The organism is Pedobacter sp. 22226, from assembly GCF_052045455.1.
GTDB lineage: Bacteria > Bacteroidota > Bacteroidia > Sphingobacteriales > Sphingobacteriaceae > Pedobacter > Pedobacter jeongneungensis.
This window is the reverse complement of sequence record NZ_JBQEPB010000010.1, coordinates 214,319-232,512: the sequence shown is the minus strand read 5'-3', so window position 1 is coordinate 232,512 and position 18,194 is coordinate 214,319. Positions and strand designations below refer to the sequence as shown.

Annotated in this window: 8 protein-coding genes; 2 read left to right on the top strand and 6 right to left on the bottom strand. The window is 41.8% G+C overall.

Annotation, left to right across the window (positions count from 1 at the left end; genetic code table 11):
• Positions 1-54 precede the first annotated feature (54 nt).
• The 6 genes from ACTJKC_RS21825 to ACTJKC_RS21800 all read right to left on the bottom strand — a co-directional run bounded on the left by ACTJKC_RS21825 (position 55) and on the right by ACTJKC_RS21800 (position 10,213).
• On the bottom strand, positions 55-930 hold the full coding sequence (locus ACTJKC_RS21825) for an SMP-30/gluconolactonase/LRE family protein (protein ID WP_440795285.1): 876 nt from the start codon (positions 928-930) through the stop codon (positions 55-57).
• A gap of 434 nt (positions 931-1,364) precedes the next feature.
• Entirely contained in the window at positions 1,365-2,153 is a 789-nt protein-coding gene (locus ACTJKC_RS21820; RefSeq protein WP_440795283.1) for an SDR family NAD(P)-dependent oxidoreductase, read from the bottom strand.
• A gap of 36 nt (positions 2,154-2,189) precedes the next feature.
• Complete coding sequence (locus tag ACTJKC_RS21815; protein WP_440795281.1) at positions 2,190-3,356, bottom strand: mandelate racemase/muconate lactonizing enzyme family protein; 1,167 nt, start codon at positions 3,354-3,356, stop codon at positions 2,190-2,192.
• Positions 3,357-3,510: 154 nt separating this feature from the next.
• On the bottom strand, positions 3,511-6,426 hold the full coding sequence (locus ACTJKC_RS21810) for a glycoside hydrolase family 2 TIM barrel-domain containing protein (protein ID WP_440795279.1): 2,916 nt from the start codon (positions 6,424-6,426) through the stop codon (positions 3,511-3,513).
• A 130-nt stretch (positions 6,427-6,556) separates the two neighbouring features.
• On the bottom strand, positions 6,557-9,475 hold the full coding sequence (locus tag ACTJKC_RS21805) for a glycoside hydrolase family 2 TIM barrel-domain containing protein (RefSeq protein WP_440795277.1): 2,919 nt from the start codon (positions 9,473-9,475) through the stop codon (positions 6,557-6,559).
• Between the two features lie 33 nt (positions 9,476-9,508).
• A complete protein-coding gene (locus ACTJKC_RS21800; RefSeq protein ID WP_440795276.1) occupies positions 9,509-10,213 on the bottom strand; it encodes an RraA family protein in 705 nt (234 codons plus the stop codon).
• Between the two features lie 930 nt (positions 10,214-11,143).
• On the opposite strand from ACTJKC_RS21800, the gene ACTJKC_RS21795 reads away from it, so the two are divergent.
• Together ACTJKC_RS21795 and ACTJKC_RS21790 are read left to right on the top strand one after the other, a co-directional pair.
• A complete protein-coding gene (locus ACTJKC_RS21795) occupies positions 11,144-11,692 on the top strand; it encodes a hypothetical protein (protein WP_440795274.1) in 549 nt (182 codons plus the stop codon).
• Positions 11,693-11,857: 165 nt separating this feature from the next.
• Entirely contained in the window at positions 11,858-18,181 is a 6,324-nt protein-coding gene (locus ACTJKC_RS21790; protein ID WP_440795351.1) for an SDR family NAD(P)-dependent oxidoreductase, read from the top strand.
• Positions 18,182-18,194: the final 13 nt, after the last annotated feature.

Below are 18,194 nucleotides of genomic sequence, written 5' to 3'. Positions count from 1 at the left end.
TGCAGGAAGGATATTATCTGGTTAGTATATTTGGGTTTTAGCAACAGTTAAACATTAAGGCTGCCGGTAATACGCTGTTGGCAATCCGGTTATGTTTAATTTTATCATAAATAGTGAGCCGCTATGTGGATATTGCTTTAATTCTTCGGCGTTTAATCCATCTTTGGCCGTTGTAATCAACATCTGATTCATCTGTTTCCCACCAAAGGCACAACTGGTTACATTTGGCGCATTAACTAAAATTTTGCCTATACAGTTTCCATTATGGGGATTATAGCGGTTTACACAACCGCCGCCCCAGATGGCTACCCAAAGCATGCCTTCGGTATCGATACACATGCCATCGGCAACGGTATCGGGTCCGATGATCTGCACTACAACTCTTTCGTTGCTGATGTTCCCGGTGGCCAGGTCGTAATCAAAAGCTTTAATGTGGTACTGAAAACTATCGATGTAATATAAAATGCGGTTATCCGGCGACCAGCAAATCCCGTTCGATACGCTTGTTCCTTTTATTTTCTTAATTAACTTACCATTAAAACAATAAAGGTTACCGGCTTTGTGTTTGGCCTCAATATTCATGGTACCCACCCAAAGCCTGCCCAAAGCATCGCAGGCGCCATCGTTACTGCGGTTTTGGGCATCTTCTTTAAATTTAGCCAATGTGATGGTTTCGCCTGTTTGCAGATCTAACAACACAATCTTACCCTGCAATGCCACTAATAATTTATTGTTTCCGGCAGGTGCCAACATTCCGGGCATATCCGATATTTTTCTGGTTACAAGTTTTCCATTTACCGGATTACAGGTACCGATTAGTTTGCCTTTGATATCGATGAACAAGAATTTTTCCCACCCGGCATGCCAGCGCGCACCTTCTCCTAAAATCAAATCTGCTTTGTAAAGTACATCAGGCTTCCAAATATCCATCTTATTGTTAAAATTTACCTAACTTACCTATCCATTTTTCTCAAATCTCAAATCTCAAATCTCAAATCTCAAATCTCAAATCTCAAATCTCAAATCTCAAATCTCAAATCTCAAATCTCAAATCTCAAATCGCAAATCGCAAATCGCAAATCGCAAATCGCAAATCTCAAATCTCAAATCTCAGATCACAAAACTTAAATCTCAGATCACAAATCTCAAATCGCAAATCTCAGATCACAAATCTCAAATCGCAAATCGCAAATCGCAAATCGCAAATCGCAAATCACAAATCTTAAATCTCAAATCTCAAATCAAAAAACTTAAATCTCAGATCACAAAACTTAAATCTCAGATCACAAATCTCAAATCACAAATCACAAATCGCAAATCTCAGATCACAAATCTCAGATCCTAATCTCAAATATTAAACCTTCCTAACTATCCTGCATCACCGCACTTCGTCCTCCGTCAACCAAATAAGTAACCCCCGACGCAAAAGCTGCATATTCACTTGATAAAAAGACGCACCATCCTCCTATTTCTTCTACGGTACCCAGTTTTTTTACCGGATGTAACGCTACGGTGCGCTGCCTTTCCTGACCGGCATCAGCAAAAGAATTAAACCACTCCTGGTTACCCGGCGTATCGATAAAACCAGGCGCGATGCCAACCGTGCGGATAGCAGGCCCCCACTCTATTGCCAGGCTCCTTACCAAACCCGTTAAGGCCGTTTTAGCAATGCTGTAAGGCGCACAACCCGGAATACTTGTAAAAGCATGGTTAGAAGCCATTACGATAATTACTCCGTTATTTGCCGATAATAATGACCTGCAGCTTTTAGCCAGGCGCCAATGGGCAGAAAGGTTTAAATCTAAATTAAACTGCCAGTCGTTTTCAGCGCAGTTTTCTAAACCCTTAAATACATTCCGGCCTGCATTAGAAACCAATATGTCAAGCCGCCCGTAATCGTTGGTAATGTCTGTAACCAGTGCCTCAATATTGTCAGCTAATGCCATATCGGCTTTAAAATAGTCGGTTGGAACATCAAAAGACTTCATTTCCGACAAAAAATGCTGGGCAACCTCGCTTACTTCACTGTGTTCGGCGCAACCGATTACCGTGCAGCCTGCTTTAGCCATCATTCTGGCAATTCCCAACCCGATACCCGAAGTAACCCCAGTTACCAGGGCTATTTTCCCACTTAAATCTATTGTTAATGCCATAAAATCTAATTTTTACCTGGTAGGTTTGCGTTGATACTAAACATAAAAACCAGCCCTAGGCGTTAAAATACCAGGGTGTTTTTCCATTTCCTCTTCAATTAAATCGACACCTAAACCCGGTCTGTTGCTCAGTTTTAAATGTCCGTTTTGTACCATATCTGCAATTGGATGCGAGATTATTTCATCACGCCAGGGTACATCATTAAACATAAATTCCTGCCTGAAAAAATTGGGCACAGAAGCACAAACCTGGGCCGAGGCCAGTGTAGATAACGGTCCGTTTGGGTTATGTGGCGCCAACAGCACGTTATACGCCTCCATCATGGTAGCCATCCGTTTCATTTCTGAGGGTCCGCCGCAACGGGTGATATCAGGCATCATAATGTCGCAGATGTGTTTTTCCAGTACGTCGCGGATCCCGTGGCGGGTATAATGACGCTCGCCTACACAGATCGAAACATTTGAAGGAATCCGGTCTCTCATGGCTTTTAAAGTGTTCGCATTTTCTGGCCCCGCAGGCTCTTCATACCAGGTAATATTTAATTCGGAAAGTCGTTGTGCCATGGTTACGGCAACGCGATAATTTAACATGGCATGGGTTTCGATCATGATATCAAACTCCGGACCTACGGCATCGCGCACGGCTTTACTTACGTTAAATGCCAGATCCTGCTGTGCGGCGGTAAGCTGCAGGTTTGATGATAAATCTTCGCCATATAAATAATTGGTGTGTGCAAACGGGTCGAATTTTAATCCTGTAAAACCTGCTGCTTTAACTTTTTTGGCCTGTGTGGCATAATCTTCGGTGTTATGACCGCCGCCAGTAAACCAATAATTGGCATAAAGCAGGATATCTGTTCTGAAAGCACCTCCTAAAAGCTCATAGCATGGAACGCCTAATACTTTTGCCTTTAAATCGAGCAGGGCCATATCGATACCGCTAATGGCACACATACTGGCACCAAAAGGGCCCATCCAGTTTAAATCCCTGTAGAGTTTGGTCCAGATAAAATCGGTTTTCATCGGATCTAAACCAATAATCCGCTGACCAACATGTTTGGCGGCTTCAAAAACAATCGGACTGCCCGGCCAGTTTGTGGCCTCGCCTACTCCCGTGTGCCCGGTATCGGTATATATTTTTAATAACGTCCAGTTGTATTTTACCCCCTCAACCAGCCATACTTTTACATCTGTTATTTTCATTTTGCTGTTGTTTTTATCTTTGTTTTGTTGGTGTTGCCGCCAACATTTGGTTTATTATTTTTTATTTCTTTATCAAGTTGTTGAGCTACGTGTCCTGGGGTTGCATTATAGAAAGATCGCCATTAAAAAAAGCCCTCTCGCAATGACGATGAGCTTATTGCAACCTAAAATTCACACTTCCTTTAAGCATTTTTCCTTTAATGTTGGTACGCCCATCGGTAAATGGCGAACCGTAAAAAGGTTCAGAGCCATTGTTCCAGTAATCTGCAACCAGTAATTGTATTTTTTCATCCTGCAACCAGCTCCGTGAGGCTTGCCTTCCGTTAGAATGGATTATGATCGCCTGATCGCCGTTACTTAATTTTGCCTGAAGAATGTTTTGTTTAGTGGATCTAAAATCATTGGATCCCATTTCATTGGCGTCATCTTTCCAGAGTGTAGCGCCCGGTTTTCCAAATTCTTCAACCGCAGGCAGCCATTTTGCATTTAATTTAGCTGTTCCGTTGTTGCGTGCAATATCTTCTGCTGCATATACGGTAAACTCGCCTTTACGCTTCCAGCCTAACACATCAAAAGCTTTAGGCAACTGGAATAGCATGCCATATTGATAAGGCTTTTCTGAAGTGGTTTTTACCTCATAATCTACCCGCGTATTTCCATTGGCAGAAAAAGTGTATGTTAAATTGCCTTCTCCATCGGTATAGGCTGCTTTTATAATAAAAATGATGGAGTCTCTGCTTTGCTTTACTTTAATGGCATTTGCAAAAATGGTATAGAGCGGATAATTTTTAACGGGATGGATATTGTTCTGATAAGTTTCGCCGGCCACATTGGGTTTACCTCCATCTTCGCTGTTCATGGCTACCACACTAAACACAGGCCCCTGCTCTAAAACTTTTACACCATTGTTTGTGGCACCCGATATAACACCTGTAATTTTATTAATGGTATAATTAACCGATCCCTGCGTTACAAAATAAGCCATTTCATTTTCGGTATAGCTTAGCGGAAGCTTCTTTGTATCAAGCGGCTCTTCCGTTGATTTTAAAACAATAAGTTCTTCATTTACCACATTGCCCGATGGATCTTTAAAGGAAATATACACTTCTTTCGTATCTTCTTTTACAGGTATTTCCAACGTACCTTCATGATGTGGTTTAATGGCTGATGTTAAATGAATATCCATACCATCTACTTTTGCATTAATTTCTACCTCGCTGAGCGAAATAAAATCGTGGCGGTTTTCGATTTCCAGTACCAATTTACCATTTTTCAGGGTAGGTTGATGTACATTTTTGACCACTACAGGTGAATAGGCCTTTTTCATCCCCCAATATTCCGGCTTTAACCTGCGCCAGGCATCAATTGGTCCCCAGGGACCATAACCTACAATATTGCCATCTGGTAAGTGAAAGGTATCATCAATGCCGCTCCAAATGGCTCCGCCCAAATTACCTTTGTGTACGTACATGCTATCGTACATTTTAACCAATGACGGACCGTAAGCCGCCCTGACACCCGGATCGGTTAGTAATTCGCGGCGGTTGTAGGTACTGATATGGGCATATTCGCCAAATAAAGTGGGCCTTTTCATGGTATCTGTCGCCGCCGGACCATTGATACCCGGATAGTGGTAATTGGCAATATCAACCTTGTTGCCTCCATTATTGAAACCGCCCCAACATTGGTCGTGAAAGGAAATTGGCCTTGTGGGATCTAGTTTTTTGGCTTCGCAATATACTTTATCCCACAGCGGACTCCAGTAACTCTCATTTCCTAAACTCCAGATGATTACCGAAGGATGGTTTTTGCCTGCCTGCATTTTTTCAATGTTGGCAGCAAGCATATAAGGATAAAACTTCTCGTCTTTATAATTCCATAATTTCCAGATGGGTGAGGCACCGTGCTGAATCCAGGTTAAAGAGCTTTCGTTTTCTACAAATAAACCGATGCTATCTGCTATGGCTAAAAACCTTTCGCTTGGGGGATAATGGGAAGTACGGATGTAATTGCAATTGGCCTGTTTAAATAATTCAGCATCTTTCAGTTCCAGATCATCGCTGATGGCACGCCCGGTGAGTGGATGTACAGCGTGGCGGTTTACCCCTCTTAATTTAATGGGCATCCCATTTACAAAAACCTGGTTACCTTTTACTTCAACCTGCCTGAACCCTATTTTTTGATGATGGCTTTCTGTTGTTTTTCCATCAACAATTAACGCTGTGGTTAAAGTATATAAGTAAGGTTGATCGGTATTCCATTTTATTACATTTTTTACCGCAATATCGGTATTAAGCAAAGCAGATTGCTGCCCGGATATTGCGGCCCATGGTGTTTTTACGTCAGCAATGATTTTACCACTGGCATCAGTTAAAGTATAATGCGCCAAACCAGATGTAGCATTTTGCCCCTGGTTATTGATTAAAGCCTTAAGATGAAGTGTGGCATTGCTGTAATTATCTTCAAGCGTAGTTACCACTGTTAAATCTGCCAGGTGTACTTCTGGTAATGCAAACAAAGTAACGTTACGCAAAATACCGCCAACGGTGTGTACTGCATACTGAGAAGTGCAGGCTAAAATATCGCTAATGGTATTGGCTTGTACCTCAACCTGCAGCAGGTTTGCACCGGTTTTAAGTGCATCGGTAATATCAATTTCGAATGGAACGAAACTACCTTCATGTCCGGCGAGTTTTTTTCCGTTGATTTTAATTATCGCGTGCGAGCTTACCCCATCAAAACGGAGTTTAATGCGGTTTCCTTTCCAGGCATCGGGGATGTGGAATTCACGGCTGTAGGTGGCTGTTTCACCTGCATTAACGGTGTAACCCTGCATTACCCACTCGCCCGGAACTTTAATATTGCCCTTTTTGCCGGTCTGTTCGAATTTCCAATTGCCATTTAAAGAAACAACCGGTTTATTACTGCTTTGTACTGTTGATGGAATTGGCGAAAGCACACTGGCGATGCCATTGTTTTGTGCCAATAGCGGTACTGTAATACCAATAACCAGCGCCAGGGCAAGCAATAGTTTGTACGCTTTATGATTGTATATTTTGTTTATTAACATGATGTTGTTTAATAAGGATGTTGCCAGTCTGAGCCAGTTCGTCACTCCCGCGTAAAGCTTACGGAGTTAAAATTCCGAATCAGGTTAGGGATAACGGACCACAAATAATTATCGCTGTAATCTGTCACTTTTATTTTAACTGAAGCGTTATACTATCCTGGATTATATTACCTGATTTTAAAGGGCGGTCCATTTTTTCTGCATGCCCTCTAAAAAACCTTTCAGCGCCCATATTACTGTAACCTGCTATTAAAGTTTTAATGCCCTGCGTTTCTTTCCAGGCCCTGATGTGCTGTTCTCCATTGGAATTTACTTTAAAAGATGAAATTCCATTGCTTAACCGGGCAGAATTGATATACATTTTTGTGGAACGGAAATCGTTGTTTCCCAAATCATTCCGATCTAAACTCCAGGGTGTAGCAGGTAATTTGGAAGGCCCTGCCGGACCTGAAACATCGTTAGCGGAGGTTAATAATGCTTTACCAACCGGCCTGCCAATATGATCGGCAGGGTAATAATCCCACTGTGCATTTCTGTTCCAGTCTAATTCCTGAAAATTATTTGGCAAACCAAATACTAAACCCCATTGGCGGGGATTAATTTCTTTTTTAATGGTGTATTTATAATCGATTTTCACTTTACCATCAGCAGAAAAGATATAACTGGTAGTACCACTGGCTTCGCTATAGGCATCGGTTACATGCACGGTAAAGCCATTTTTAGCTTTATCCATTTTAATTTCTTTAACGATCCGGTTTTTACACACATCTGTAAAAGGATCAAATTGCTGGCTCTCGCCTGTCATTTGGGTTCCCCTGCCCTCGCCTGTTAAAGGTAAAACCATTAACCTTGTGCCGGTATTCCAAACGGGCTTACCATTATTGCTTACCTGTTCTACATCGCCATTAATAAGGTTGAACTGAACATTTAAGTTCCCGTTTTTGGCTGTCAGGCTATTGCCCGATTGGGTATAAATCCAGGGTTGACCAGCTGTTTTTGTTACCGCAGTTACATCGCTAACCGTTGGTACAACCGCAAACTGGTAAATATCAATGAGTACGCCACGGGGATCATAAACTTTGATCGTCATTTTATCAGTTGGCAACGGTTTTTTACTCACTGTAACATTGGCTGTTGTTTTACCATTTCTTTTTAAATCGGCAGTAATTAAGCCACTTTCATTAGCCAGATTCCATTCAATTTTACATTCGTTCAGGTTACTAAAAAGCAATCTGTTTTCCAGTTCAACTGCTACTTTGCCATTATTCCAGTTACCGGCCAGTTTAATTTTTACAGGTGAATAGATTTTTTTCATGTGCCAGTATTCTGGTTTGGGTCTTCTCCAGCCATCAAGCGGTCCCCAGGTACCATAACCAACTGTTTTTCCATTGGGCAAAAAGAAAGTATCATCAATACCCGCCCAAATGGCGCCACCCAAAACTGCATCGGTGCGGTACATGTTTTCCCACATGGCTTCAAACCCGATTCCCCAGGCATCTCGCACGCCAGGATCGGTAACGAGTTCTAAACGGTTGTAGGCATTCAGATGGACATACTCATCAAAAACGATCGGACGTTTGTAGTTCCGGTAGGTTTGCGGGCCTGTTGGACCAGGATAATGGTGGTTGGTAATTTCGAGATCATCTTCATCTGCATCTGGTCCGTACTGGCTAAAATTACGCGGACGTGTTGGATCGAATTGTTTAACCAATTTTGCGGTTTCTTTAAAATATTCCTTGTATTTACCACTTTCGTTACCGATTGACCAGGTGAGCACTGCAGGATCAGACCTGAAATAGTTAACCATATCCAGGGTTTGATCGACCATTAGTGTTTGGTAAATTTCGGTACCCGCGGGTACTTCGGTATTTTCGGCCCAGCAAAAAGGTGCTTCTACTTCCAGAAACATCCCCAGGCGATTGCAGGCATCAATGAGTTCTTCGGCCGGAGGATAGTGTGAGGTACGGAAATAGTTTACATTGCCTGCTCTAAACAGTTCTACATCTTTTTCCCACATGTTATCGCCCACCGAACGGCCACGTAAAGGCATGGTTTCGTGGTGACAGATTCCGCGCAGCTTAACGGGCATGTTATTTACAAAAACCCTGTTGCCACGAACTTCAATCTGACGGAAACCAATACTTTTTGTAATCACATCTTCGGCTTTTCCATCTTGGAAAATACTCAGTTTTAAAAGATACAGGTTGGGGTGCTCCGGATCCCATTTGACCGGTTTTATAACATCGAAACTGATGTTCTGCTGCAAATACTCAGCCCTGGCGATAGCATTGTTAACAACGGTCGTTTTTTCAGTAACTTTTGTAGTCCCGTCTGCCTTAAAAAGTTCTGCTTTGATTGTCAGGTTATTAGTTTTTTCATTTTGTTCGTTTGCAATAATAACATCAGCACTTAATGTGGCGTTTTCATAGTTTTGATCCAAAATGGTTTTGACATCGGCATAAGCAAAGTTTACAGGCTCCAGTGCCATTACATATACTTTTCGTGAAATGCCGCCCAAAGGATGAACAGCGTAGGTTGATGCACTGGCTAAAGAATCGGCTTTACTTTCTGATTTTACTTTTACCAGCAGTTCATTGCTGCCTCCCCATTTCACCACATTGTTGATGTCGATTTCGAAAGGCGTAAAACCACCCAAATGAGTAGCTGTTTTCTTTCCATTTACCCAGATTTCTGCTTCGCTGTAAACGGCATCGAAACGGAGTTTAATGCGTTTATTTTTCCAGTTTTCCGGAATTTCGAAGCTCTTTTTATAACCCGCATAAACTGAATTTTTGACTTCAAAACCCTGCATTACCCATTCTCCGGGGACCTGAATATTTTTATCGGCCGGTGATGAATTGATATCGGCAGAAAATTGCCAGGTGCCATCCAGCGAGATTTTATCGGGCTGCTTTGATGCCGCCGGTGAAATGCGGCTGAGCTTTAGTAATTGTTTACCGGCTGTGGTATAATTTATTTTTTGTATCTGCGCATGTGCCGCACTTACGAAAAACATTAAAGCTGTAAAAATTCTATAAAATAGTTTCATTTGTGTGTTTGATTTATTTTTTGAATTTCCCTTTTACATAATCCCGTATTTCTCGAACGCTTCTTTGGCGCTCATCCCTTCGAGTATTTTTTTCTGCACCATTTTTTCGCCCCTGGCCTTTTCAAGCGCCAGGCTTACTACTTCTACCTCATGTTGTTTTGGTACAATGCAAACGCCATCTATATCACCTACCACAATATCACCGGGATTAATCAATACGCCTTTAATTTCTACAGGCACCCTAAAATCGATTACTTTACCTCTCGGCGCCTGGTCCTGAGCATAATTACCATAGGAAAACGCAGGAAAATTAAGATGTAATATCCCTTTGGTATCTCTCGAATAACCATCAACTACAGCACCTGCAGCGCCTAAAATCTGTGCCCTTGTACTCATCAGTTCACCCCACAAGGCATAATCAGGCGAAGATCCGGTACAAATATAAACCTCATTTTTTTTCAGGTCATCCAATGCTTCGAGCATTAAACCGAAAGGCTTTTTTAGAATCGGATTACTGCTTTCGAACGGTCCACACTCCAATACATCGGCTTCGAGCACTGTCATCGCTCTGCCTGCGATAAACATATCAGGATGAAGGGGCTGTATCTCTGGTGGCAAAAACTGATGAAGCAGTCCCATTTTATCCATAATATCGCCTATTACAGCGGTATAAAGTTCTGTTCTTATGATTTCGAGAAGCTCATCGTCATTTTTCCACTCTGTGCGTTTAGCTGTCATTTTCTTTTAAATATTGGGATGCTGTATTATGAAAATTAATTAGCCAAAAATGTAGAATAACAAAAGAAAATATTTAAGCATAGTTATCTACTTATTAAACTTTTTTAACATAAAAACATTATCAAAAAGAATAATACTGACAATTTAATTCATTTTAAGCAAAGCTAAAGCGCAAATTTAAATGAACGCAGCACATTGTGAATAAAGGACTTAGTTGGTAGCAAAAATAATCAATTAAACAAATGACCGATGAACCAATGACCAATCAACCAATGACCAATCAACCAATGACCAATTAACTAATGACTAATGAATAATGAACCAATGACCAGTAAACTAATCAAAACAAATCCTGTTAAAATTTAAGCTAAAAAATACGACATAAACTAATTAAAACTACAAAGATATTCTTCGGATTTTTAAAAGACTATTGATCAGATGTGAAAATATTGGATCAAAATCCGTCGTGATGAAGCTTTTATTTATTTAAAACACAAAAACAAAAGCACTTAAAACGATAAAAAAAACAAATAACAGATACTTGAGCTTTCCTCGGGAAATAGGCTAGTCATTCAAACTGAAATAAGTTAAAAATTTAATAAAATTTAACATTTAGCTAATATTTGGATCTTTTTATCAATTTATGAAGTAAAAAAAACAATAAAAATCACATTTCAAAAGGCTTCTCTGTTCATAAAATTCATTTTTGTTCACAAAGCACATTATTTGAATACTTATGTTCAATTCATTCATTCCCCGATACTTAAAACAATCTGCCATAATCAATTCGTACCTTAGTATTATTAATCATACACACTAATAGCAGCAATAAAAAGCAGTTCTATTGTGTATTACGGCAGGCATAAAGAACCATTATGTTTCGCTTAGAAAAATCCACCAAACAGATTAGAAAGATTAAAATCTAAAGCCATGAACAAATACGCCATTATTGGAGTAACTCCATTCGAAATCCCCGATAAAAGACTGGTTTCCAATTTACAAAAAGCAGATTGCTTTCCGGTGCTTAGTCTTGGACATTGTAAAAATGAAGCAGAAAAAGCCCTTCAAACACTTTTGGAAGCAGGTATATCAGATTTCGGTGTAAGTATCAACTCAGCTACCGTAGCGAACATCGATCTGCCTGCACAGGTGAGCTTGATTATTACTCCCTTTGATCTTGTCTTAAAAAGCAAAACAGCTGCAAAAATCATTTACCAGGTTTTCGATCTCGAATCGGCTCTAGCTGCACAAAAAAATGGCGCTTATGGCGTTATCGTAAAAGGAAATGAAGGTGCCGGCCGTGTAGCTTACGAATCGTCTTTTGTGCTTTTTCAACGGATCATTAAAGTAGTAAACATTCCGGTATGGGTTCAGGGTGGCGTGGGTATTCATACGGCTGCCTCTTTAATGGCACAGGGTGCAGCAGGAATCATTTTAGATAGTCAGCTGGCTTTATTCCCCGAATCTTCTGTACCCTAAGATTTAAAAACAGTTTGCAGCAAGTTAAGCGGAACAGAAACCAAACTGATTGATAATTGCCGGGTATTGGTCCGCCCCAATTCGCCGGCAGTAGCAGAAGATATAGATTATAACGGTCTGCAAAAATACTTTAAAGGTTATAACCTGGAAACAGATTATTTGCCAATGGGTCAGGATATTGCCTTGTCGATTGATCTGGTAAACAAATATAAAAAGCTCGATAAATTGGTTTTCGGTATAAAAGAAGCCATTTATGGGCATATTAAACAGGCCAAAGCCATTAATGTAATCAAAGCCAACAATTCGCTGGCTAAAGATCTAAACATTACCTATCCTATTGCTCAGGGGCCTATGACCAGGGTAAGTGATGTTGCACCTTTTGCCAATGCCGTTTCGGAAGCTGGTGCCTTATCATTTATAGCCTTATCCTTATTAAAAGGCGAATCGGCCAAAAACCTGATTGAAGAAACCAAAAAATTGGCGGGCGAAAAAACCTGGGGTGTGGGTATTTTGGGTTTTGCTCCACATGAATTGAGGGATGAGCAACAGGAATACATCTTAAATGCCAAACCTCCCGTTTTGTTAATTGCTGGTGGCCGACCTTCGCAAGCCAAACCTTTTGAAAAAGCAGGGATTAAAACCTTTCTGCATGTGCCATCTGCTTCTCTTTTAGATATGTTTTTGAAAGAAGGTGCCAAACGTTTTGTATTCGAAGGCCGCGAATGTGGCGGTCACGTTGGTCCCCTATCCAGCATGGTGTTATGGGAAAAACAGATCGAACGTTTGTTAAAAGAAGAAAATGCCGATCAGATCAGTGTTTTCTTTGCCGGTGGAATCCACGATGCTTTTTCTACCGCTTTCATTTCGGTAATGGCTGCTCCTTTAGCTGCTAAAGGCATGAAAATAGGTGTTTTAATGGGTACAGCTTATTTATACACTAAAGAAGCGGTAAGTACAGGCGCCATTTTAGATAAATTTCAGCAGGAAGCCATGCAGGCAAACGAAACGATACTGCTGGAAACAGCTCCCGGACACGAAACCAGGTGCCTGAATTCTTCATTTGCCACTTTCTTTAATGAAGAAAAAAAGAAACTTCAGGCCGAAGGAATGGATAAAAAAGAAATCTGGGCAAAACTCGAGTCGCTTAATGTAGGTCGTTTGCGCATTGCTGCAAAGGGAATCGAAAGACGTGGTGATGAGCTGGTAAAAATTAACGAAGCTGAACAAACTGATCTGGGCATGTACATGATCGGTCAGATTGCCCCTATGCACAAAAAGGTGATGTCGCTGCTTGATCTTCACCAGGATGTTGCTGATGAAAATTATGCACATATATTAAATGCCATACTTCCTGCTCCTCCGGTTAATAAGGAAAAAGCACTGGATGTGGCCATTGTGGGCATGGCCTGTATTTTCCCCGGGGCTAAAAACCTCGAAGAATACTGGCGCAACATCATTTTAGGTAAAGATTCGGTAACCGAAGTGCCTGATGAAAGATGGAACAAAGAACTTTATTATAACCCTGATTCTACAGCTGGCGATATGTCGCACTCTAAATGGGGCGGTTTTATCCCTAGGATAGATTTTGACCCGCTCGAATTCGGTATTCCGCCGCAGTCGCTTGCTGCTATTGAGCCAACACAGCTGCTTACCTTAATGGTGGCCAAACAGGCCATGCAGCACGCAGGTTATGCCGATGGCGGTGTAGACAACGAAAATGTTTCGGTAATTATCGGTGCCGAAGGTGGAAACGACCTTGCCAACAGCTACAGCTTTAGAGGATATTACAAACAGATTTTTGGCGAAATGCCTGCTGAAGTTGATGCGGCTTTACCAAAAACCACAGAAGATTCGTTCCCGGGTATTTTGGCGAATGTAATCTCCGGTAGGATCACCAACAGGTTAAACTTAGGTGGCAGAAACTATACCGTTGATGCGGCCTGCGCTTCATCTTTAGCTGCAATCGATCTGGCTTGTCAGGAATTATTTTTAGAAAAATCAGATATGGTTTTGGCAGGTGGAGCTGATTTGCACAATGGTATTAACGATTACCTGATGTTTTCGAGCACACACGCCCTCTCTAAAAAAGGAAGATGTGCCACTTTTGATGCCGAAGCCGATGGAATTGCCCTTGGCGAAGGTATTGCCATGATCGTATTAAAAAGATATGACGATGCTCTACGCGATGGCGATACCATTTACTCTATTATTAAAGGTGTGGGTGGCTCAAGTGATGGAAAAAGCCTGGGTTTAACTGCTCCACGTAAAAACGGACAGGTAAATGCACTGGAAAGGGCTTATAGCCAGGCAGGTATCACTCCTTCTTTGATCGGTTTGGTTGAAGCGCATGGTACAGGAACCGTAGTTGGCGATAAAACAGAAATCAGTGCATTAACCGATATGCTTAACCAATCGGGCGCAACCGCCGGACAAACACATTTAGGCTCTGTAAAAACGCAGATCGGCCATACCAAATGTGCTGCTGGTATTGCGGGTTTAATTAAGGCATCGCTATCGGTTTATCACGGCATTAAACCTCCAACCATTAACTTAAAAACACCGAATAGCTTTTATAATGCACAAACCAGTCCTTTTGCGTTCCACACGGAGGCGGGTTTATGGATGGAAGAAAAACGTTATGCTGGTGTTAGTGCTTTCGGTTTTGGCGGAACAAACTTCCATGCTGTACTGGAAAGCGCCCAAAATGTTAAAAATGAAAATTCGATCTTAAAATCGTGGCCGTCCGAACTTTTTGTTTTCAGGGGCGATACCTACGAAGAAGCTAAAAACCGTCTGGTTTCAGTTAAAAACCTTTTAGAACTGAACGATCAGATCGAACTGAAAGATATTGCCTACAGCCTGGCAACAGCCGATACCAAACCTGTTCAATTGAGTATTGTAGCCAACCATGCCGAAGACCTGGTGATGAAAATCGATCTTGTTTTGTCCGGCGTTGAAAGCAAAGACACCTACCTCACTAAAAAACAGGATGGTAAAGTTGCCTTTATGTTTCCTGGTCAGGGCAGCCAGAGGGTAAATATGGCAAGGGATCTTTTTGTGGTTTTCCCCGAAATGAGAAAACTTTTGAAGGCTTATCCTGAGTACGAAAAAGTCCTTTTCCCTAACACGGTATTTAATGATGCCGATGCCAAAGCACAAAAAGAACAGATTAAAGATACCCGCATGGCACAACCGTTATTGGGTATTGTAGATCTGGCAATTGCCAACTTTTTACGCTCGCTGGGCATTGTGCCCGATATGGTTGCAGGCCACAGCTATGGCGAATTGCCTGCACTTTGTTTTGCAGGTGCTTTCGAAGAAGAGGCTTTGGTTCACCTGAGTGCAGAAAGAGCAAAAGCGATCTTAAATGCCGTAGAAAATGGCGATCCCGGTACCATGCTTGCCGTAAGTACCAAACAGGAAAACCTTACACAATACCTTAATAATATAGAAGAAGTTTACATGGTAAACTTTAATGCCCCAACACAATGTGTCATTGCAGGCAGTACCCAGGGTATTGCCCAACTGGCAGCGGTTTTAAAAGATGCCAAAATATCTTTCCGTCCGCTCGAGGTAGCCTGTGCTTTCCACAGTCCGTTGGTTGCAAAATCGAAAGTACTTTACCAACAGGTACTTTCGGGTGTAAACTTTAATGATCTTAAAATTCCGGTATGGTCTAACACCACTGCAAAAGCCTACCCTGTTGAGGCCGCTGCTGTAAAAGAACGTTTAACCGACCATTTGATCAAACCTGTCCTTTTTGTTGATGAGCTTAGGGATATGTATGCCGCCGGAGCCAGGGTTTTCGTAGAAGTTGGCCCTGGCAAGGTGCTAAGCGGTTTAACCAAAGCCTGTATTGGTCAGGACGAAGTAATCCTCCACACCGAAGATCAGGGTCAGAACAAATTAAGCAATTTATTGGGCACACTGGCGGGTTACATGGCCACCGGTCGCGAAATTAAACTCGAAAAATTATTCGAGGGGCGTTCAGTTAAAACAATCAAACTGGATGAACCTTCCGACTATAAAAAAAGTCCGGCTATCTGGTACGTGAACGGTCAGCATGCTGTTCCGTCAACAGGTAAACTTCCGGCAAATGGTGCATCACCTATTACTAAACCGATTATCCTTATGAACAACACCTCTACCCAAACTGAAAATCAACAGGTTAATGGCTCGGCCAAAGATCTGATGATGCAGGAATACCTGCACAGCATGAAAATGCTGATTCAGGCGCAACGCGATGTGATGCTTTCCTTTTTAGGACAAGCTCCCGCAATGCCTTCGCAAATCATTAATCAACCCTTAACCTCATATCAGGCCCCTCAGCCGGTTTGCATTGAAAACCAAATTACGGCAAAACAGGAAGTGCCTCAGGCACAAACGATTGAGGTAATTACGCCTGCAATTGAACAAAAAGACTTAAAACTGGTGCTTTTACAAATTGTGAGCGATAAAACAGGCTATCCACAGGAAATGCTGGGCATGGAAATGGATCTTGAGGCTGATTTAAGTATCGATTCCATTAAACGTGTAGAAATTATCGGTGCTTTACGTACCGACCTGGGTGGTTTCTCTCAATTGAACCTACCGGAAGATAAAATTATGGAACAGCTTGCCGGTCTTAAAACTTTAAGCAGCCTCATAAACTGGATTACCGAAAATACGGAACAACCAAAAGCGGTTAGCACACCTGCTGTAACATCAGTGCCTATCATTCAATCGGAGCAGACAAAATTTTCAATCGATCAGTTAAAATCAGCCATTCTTGAAGTGGTAAGCGAAAAAACCGGCTATCCAAAAGAAATGCTGGGCATGGATTTAGATCTTGAAGCCGATTTAAGTATCGATTCGATCAAAAGGATGGAAATTATTGCATCGCTTAAAGAAAAAATCGGTTTCGGTACGCAAAGCGAACAGGCTGATGATTTAATGGAGAAACTGGCTGCAATTAAAACTTTAAATGCCCTGGTTAACTGGATTGCCGATGTTGAAACAGAAAGCTCGGAGGTGCTTACCGAGGCAAAAAAGCTTATTGAGGAGAGCATTGATGACCAAACCGTTAAAGAAAAATTATCGCGTTTGAGATTTGAGCTAACTCCTGCTGCACTCACCATTACCGAAGCAGCGATATTAAAAGGACAGCGTTTTGCCTTAACCGACGATGGCGGCGGACAAGCGCTTAAAATCAAAAAAGTACTCGAAAAACATGGTGCAATTGCCGATCTCGTAAATTTCGAAGATTCGTTAGACGGTTACCAGGGGCTTATCATCCTGAACATGTTCGAAGCACAGCGAAAAGTGGGCATCCTCGATCATTTCGCCACCATAAAAAAACTAAATTTTGATACTGTAAAATGGGTTTATCTCATTGCAGATACCAAACAATATTTTAACAATCAATCGGATATTTCTTTTCTGAGACATTACCAGGGTTATTCTGGTTTCTTTAAAAGTTTAGACCGCGAGTACGAACATACCAAATGCCGTTTCATCAGTCTGGAAACCAAAATGTCGGCCGATGAAATCACCAACATTACCCTAAACGAAATACTGAATCCGGATAAACCTTCGGAGATTATTTACAACGATAACAAAAGGCACATTATGGAACTGGTGCCCCACCAGCTCAGTACCGAAACCGATGCGCATATCCATCTGGATAAAGATGCCGTAGTGATGGTTTTAGGTGGTGCACAAGGGATTACAGCCGAACTGATGATCCATTTCGCAAAAGATTACCCTTGCAGGTACATTTTGGTGGGCCGTTCTGCAAATCCAATAGCTTCAGCAAATGAAGCCAGTTCTTCGTTAAAAACCAAAGATGAGATCAGGCAGTACGTAATTAAGCAGGGTGAGATTAAAAAACCTGCCGAGATAGAACAGGAAACGAATCGGATTTATAAAAACAACCAGATTTTACGTTGCATTGCCACTTTAGAAGAAGGTGGTTCTACCGTGGTTTACGAATCGCTTGATCTTAAAGATGAAGAAGCTTTAACCCGTTTAATCAACCAGGTTTATCAAGATTACGGCCGTATTGATGGCGTGGTACATGGCGCAGGTTTACTGGAAGATAAATTGTTCCACAGCAAAACTTCTGAATCCTTCGGACGCGTTTTCGATACCAAAGTAACTCCGTTAAGGGTGCTTGCAGAGCAATTACGACCTGAAACCCAGTTTGTGATCCTGTTCTCGAGCATCGCTTCTGTTTACGGTAACCGCGGACAAACCGATTACGCCGCAGCAAACAGCGTAATGGACAAATATGCCTGGGCTTTAAAACAGAAAATTCAGGGTAAGGTAATGGCCATTAACTGGGGCCCGTGGAAAGGTGCCGGTATGGTTTCGCCAACGCTGGAGAAAGAATACCAGCGCAGGGGAATCGCATTGATCCCACTGCAGGATGGAATGGAAACTTTTCTTAACGAACTAAAATATGGTAAAGAAAGCCAGGTATTAATCATGGCTGGAAACACCTGGACATAGAAAGATCCCCTAA

What these genes read in the sequence shown, in the direction of transcription:
- ACTJKC_RS21825 (WP_440795285.1), bottom strand. Translation starts at nt 930, where the DNA reads ATGGATATTTGGAAGCCTGATGTACTTTACAAAGCAGATTTGATTTTA.
- ACTJKC_RS21790 (WP_440795351.1), top strand. Translation starts at nt 11,858, where the DNA reads ATGGGTCAGGATATTGCCTTGTCGATTGATCTGGTAAACAAATATAAA.
- ACTJKC_RS21815 (WP_440795281.1), bottom strand. Translation starts at nt 3,356, where the DNA reads ATGAAAATAACAGATGTAAAAGTATGGCTGGTTGAGGGGGTAAAATAC.
- ACTJKC_RS21805 (WP_440795277.1), bottom strand. Translation starts at nt 9,475, where the DNA reads ATGAAACTATTTTATAGAATTTTTACAGCTTTAATGTTTTTCGTAAGT.
- ACTJKC_RS21795 (WP_440795274.1), top strand. Translation starts at nt 11,144, where the DNA reads ATGAACAAATACGCCATTATTGGAGTAACTCCATTCGAAATCCCCGAT.
- ACTJKC_RS21810 (WP_440795279.1), bottom strand. Translation starts at nt 6,426, where the DNA reads ATGTTAATAAACAAAATATACAATCATAAAGCGTACAAACTATTGCTT.
- ACTJKC_RS21800 (WP_440795276.1), bottom strand. Translation starts at nt 10,213, where the DNA reads ATGACAGCTAAACGCACAGAGTGGAAAAATGACGATGAGCTTCTCGAA.
- ACTJKC_RS21820 (WP_440795283.1), bottom strand. Translation starts at nt 2,153, where the DNA reads ATGGCATTAACAATAGATTTAAGTGGGAAAATAGCCCTGGTAACTGGG.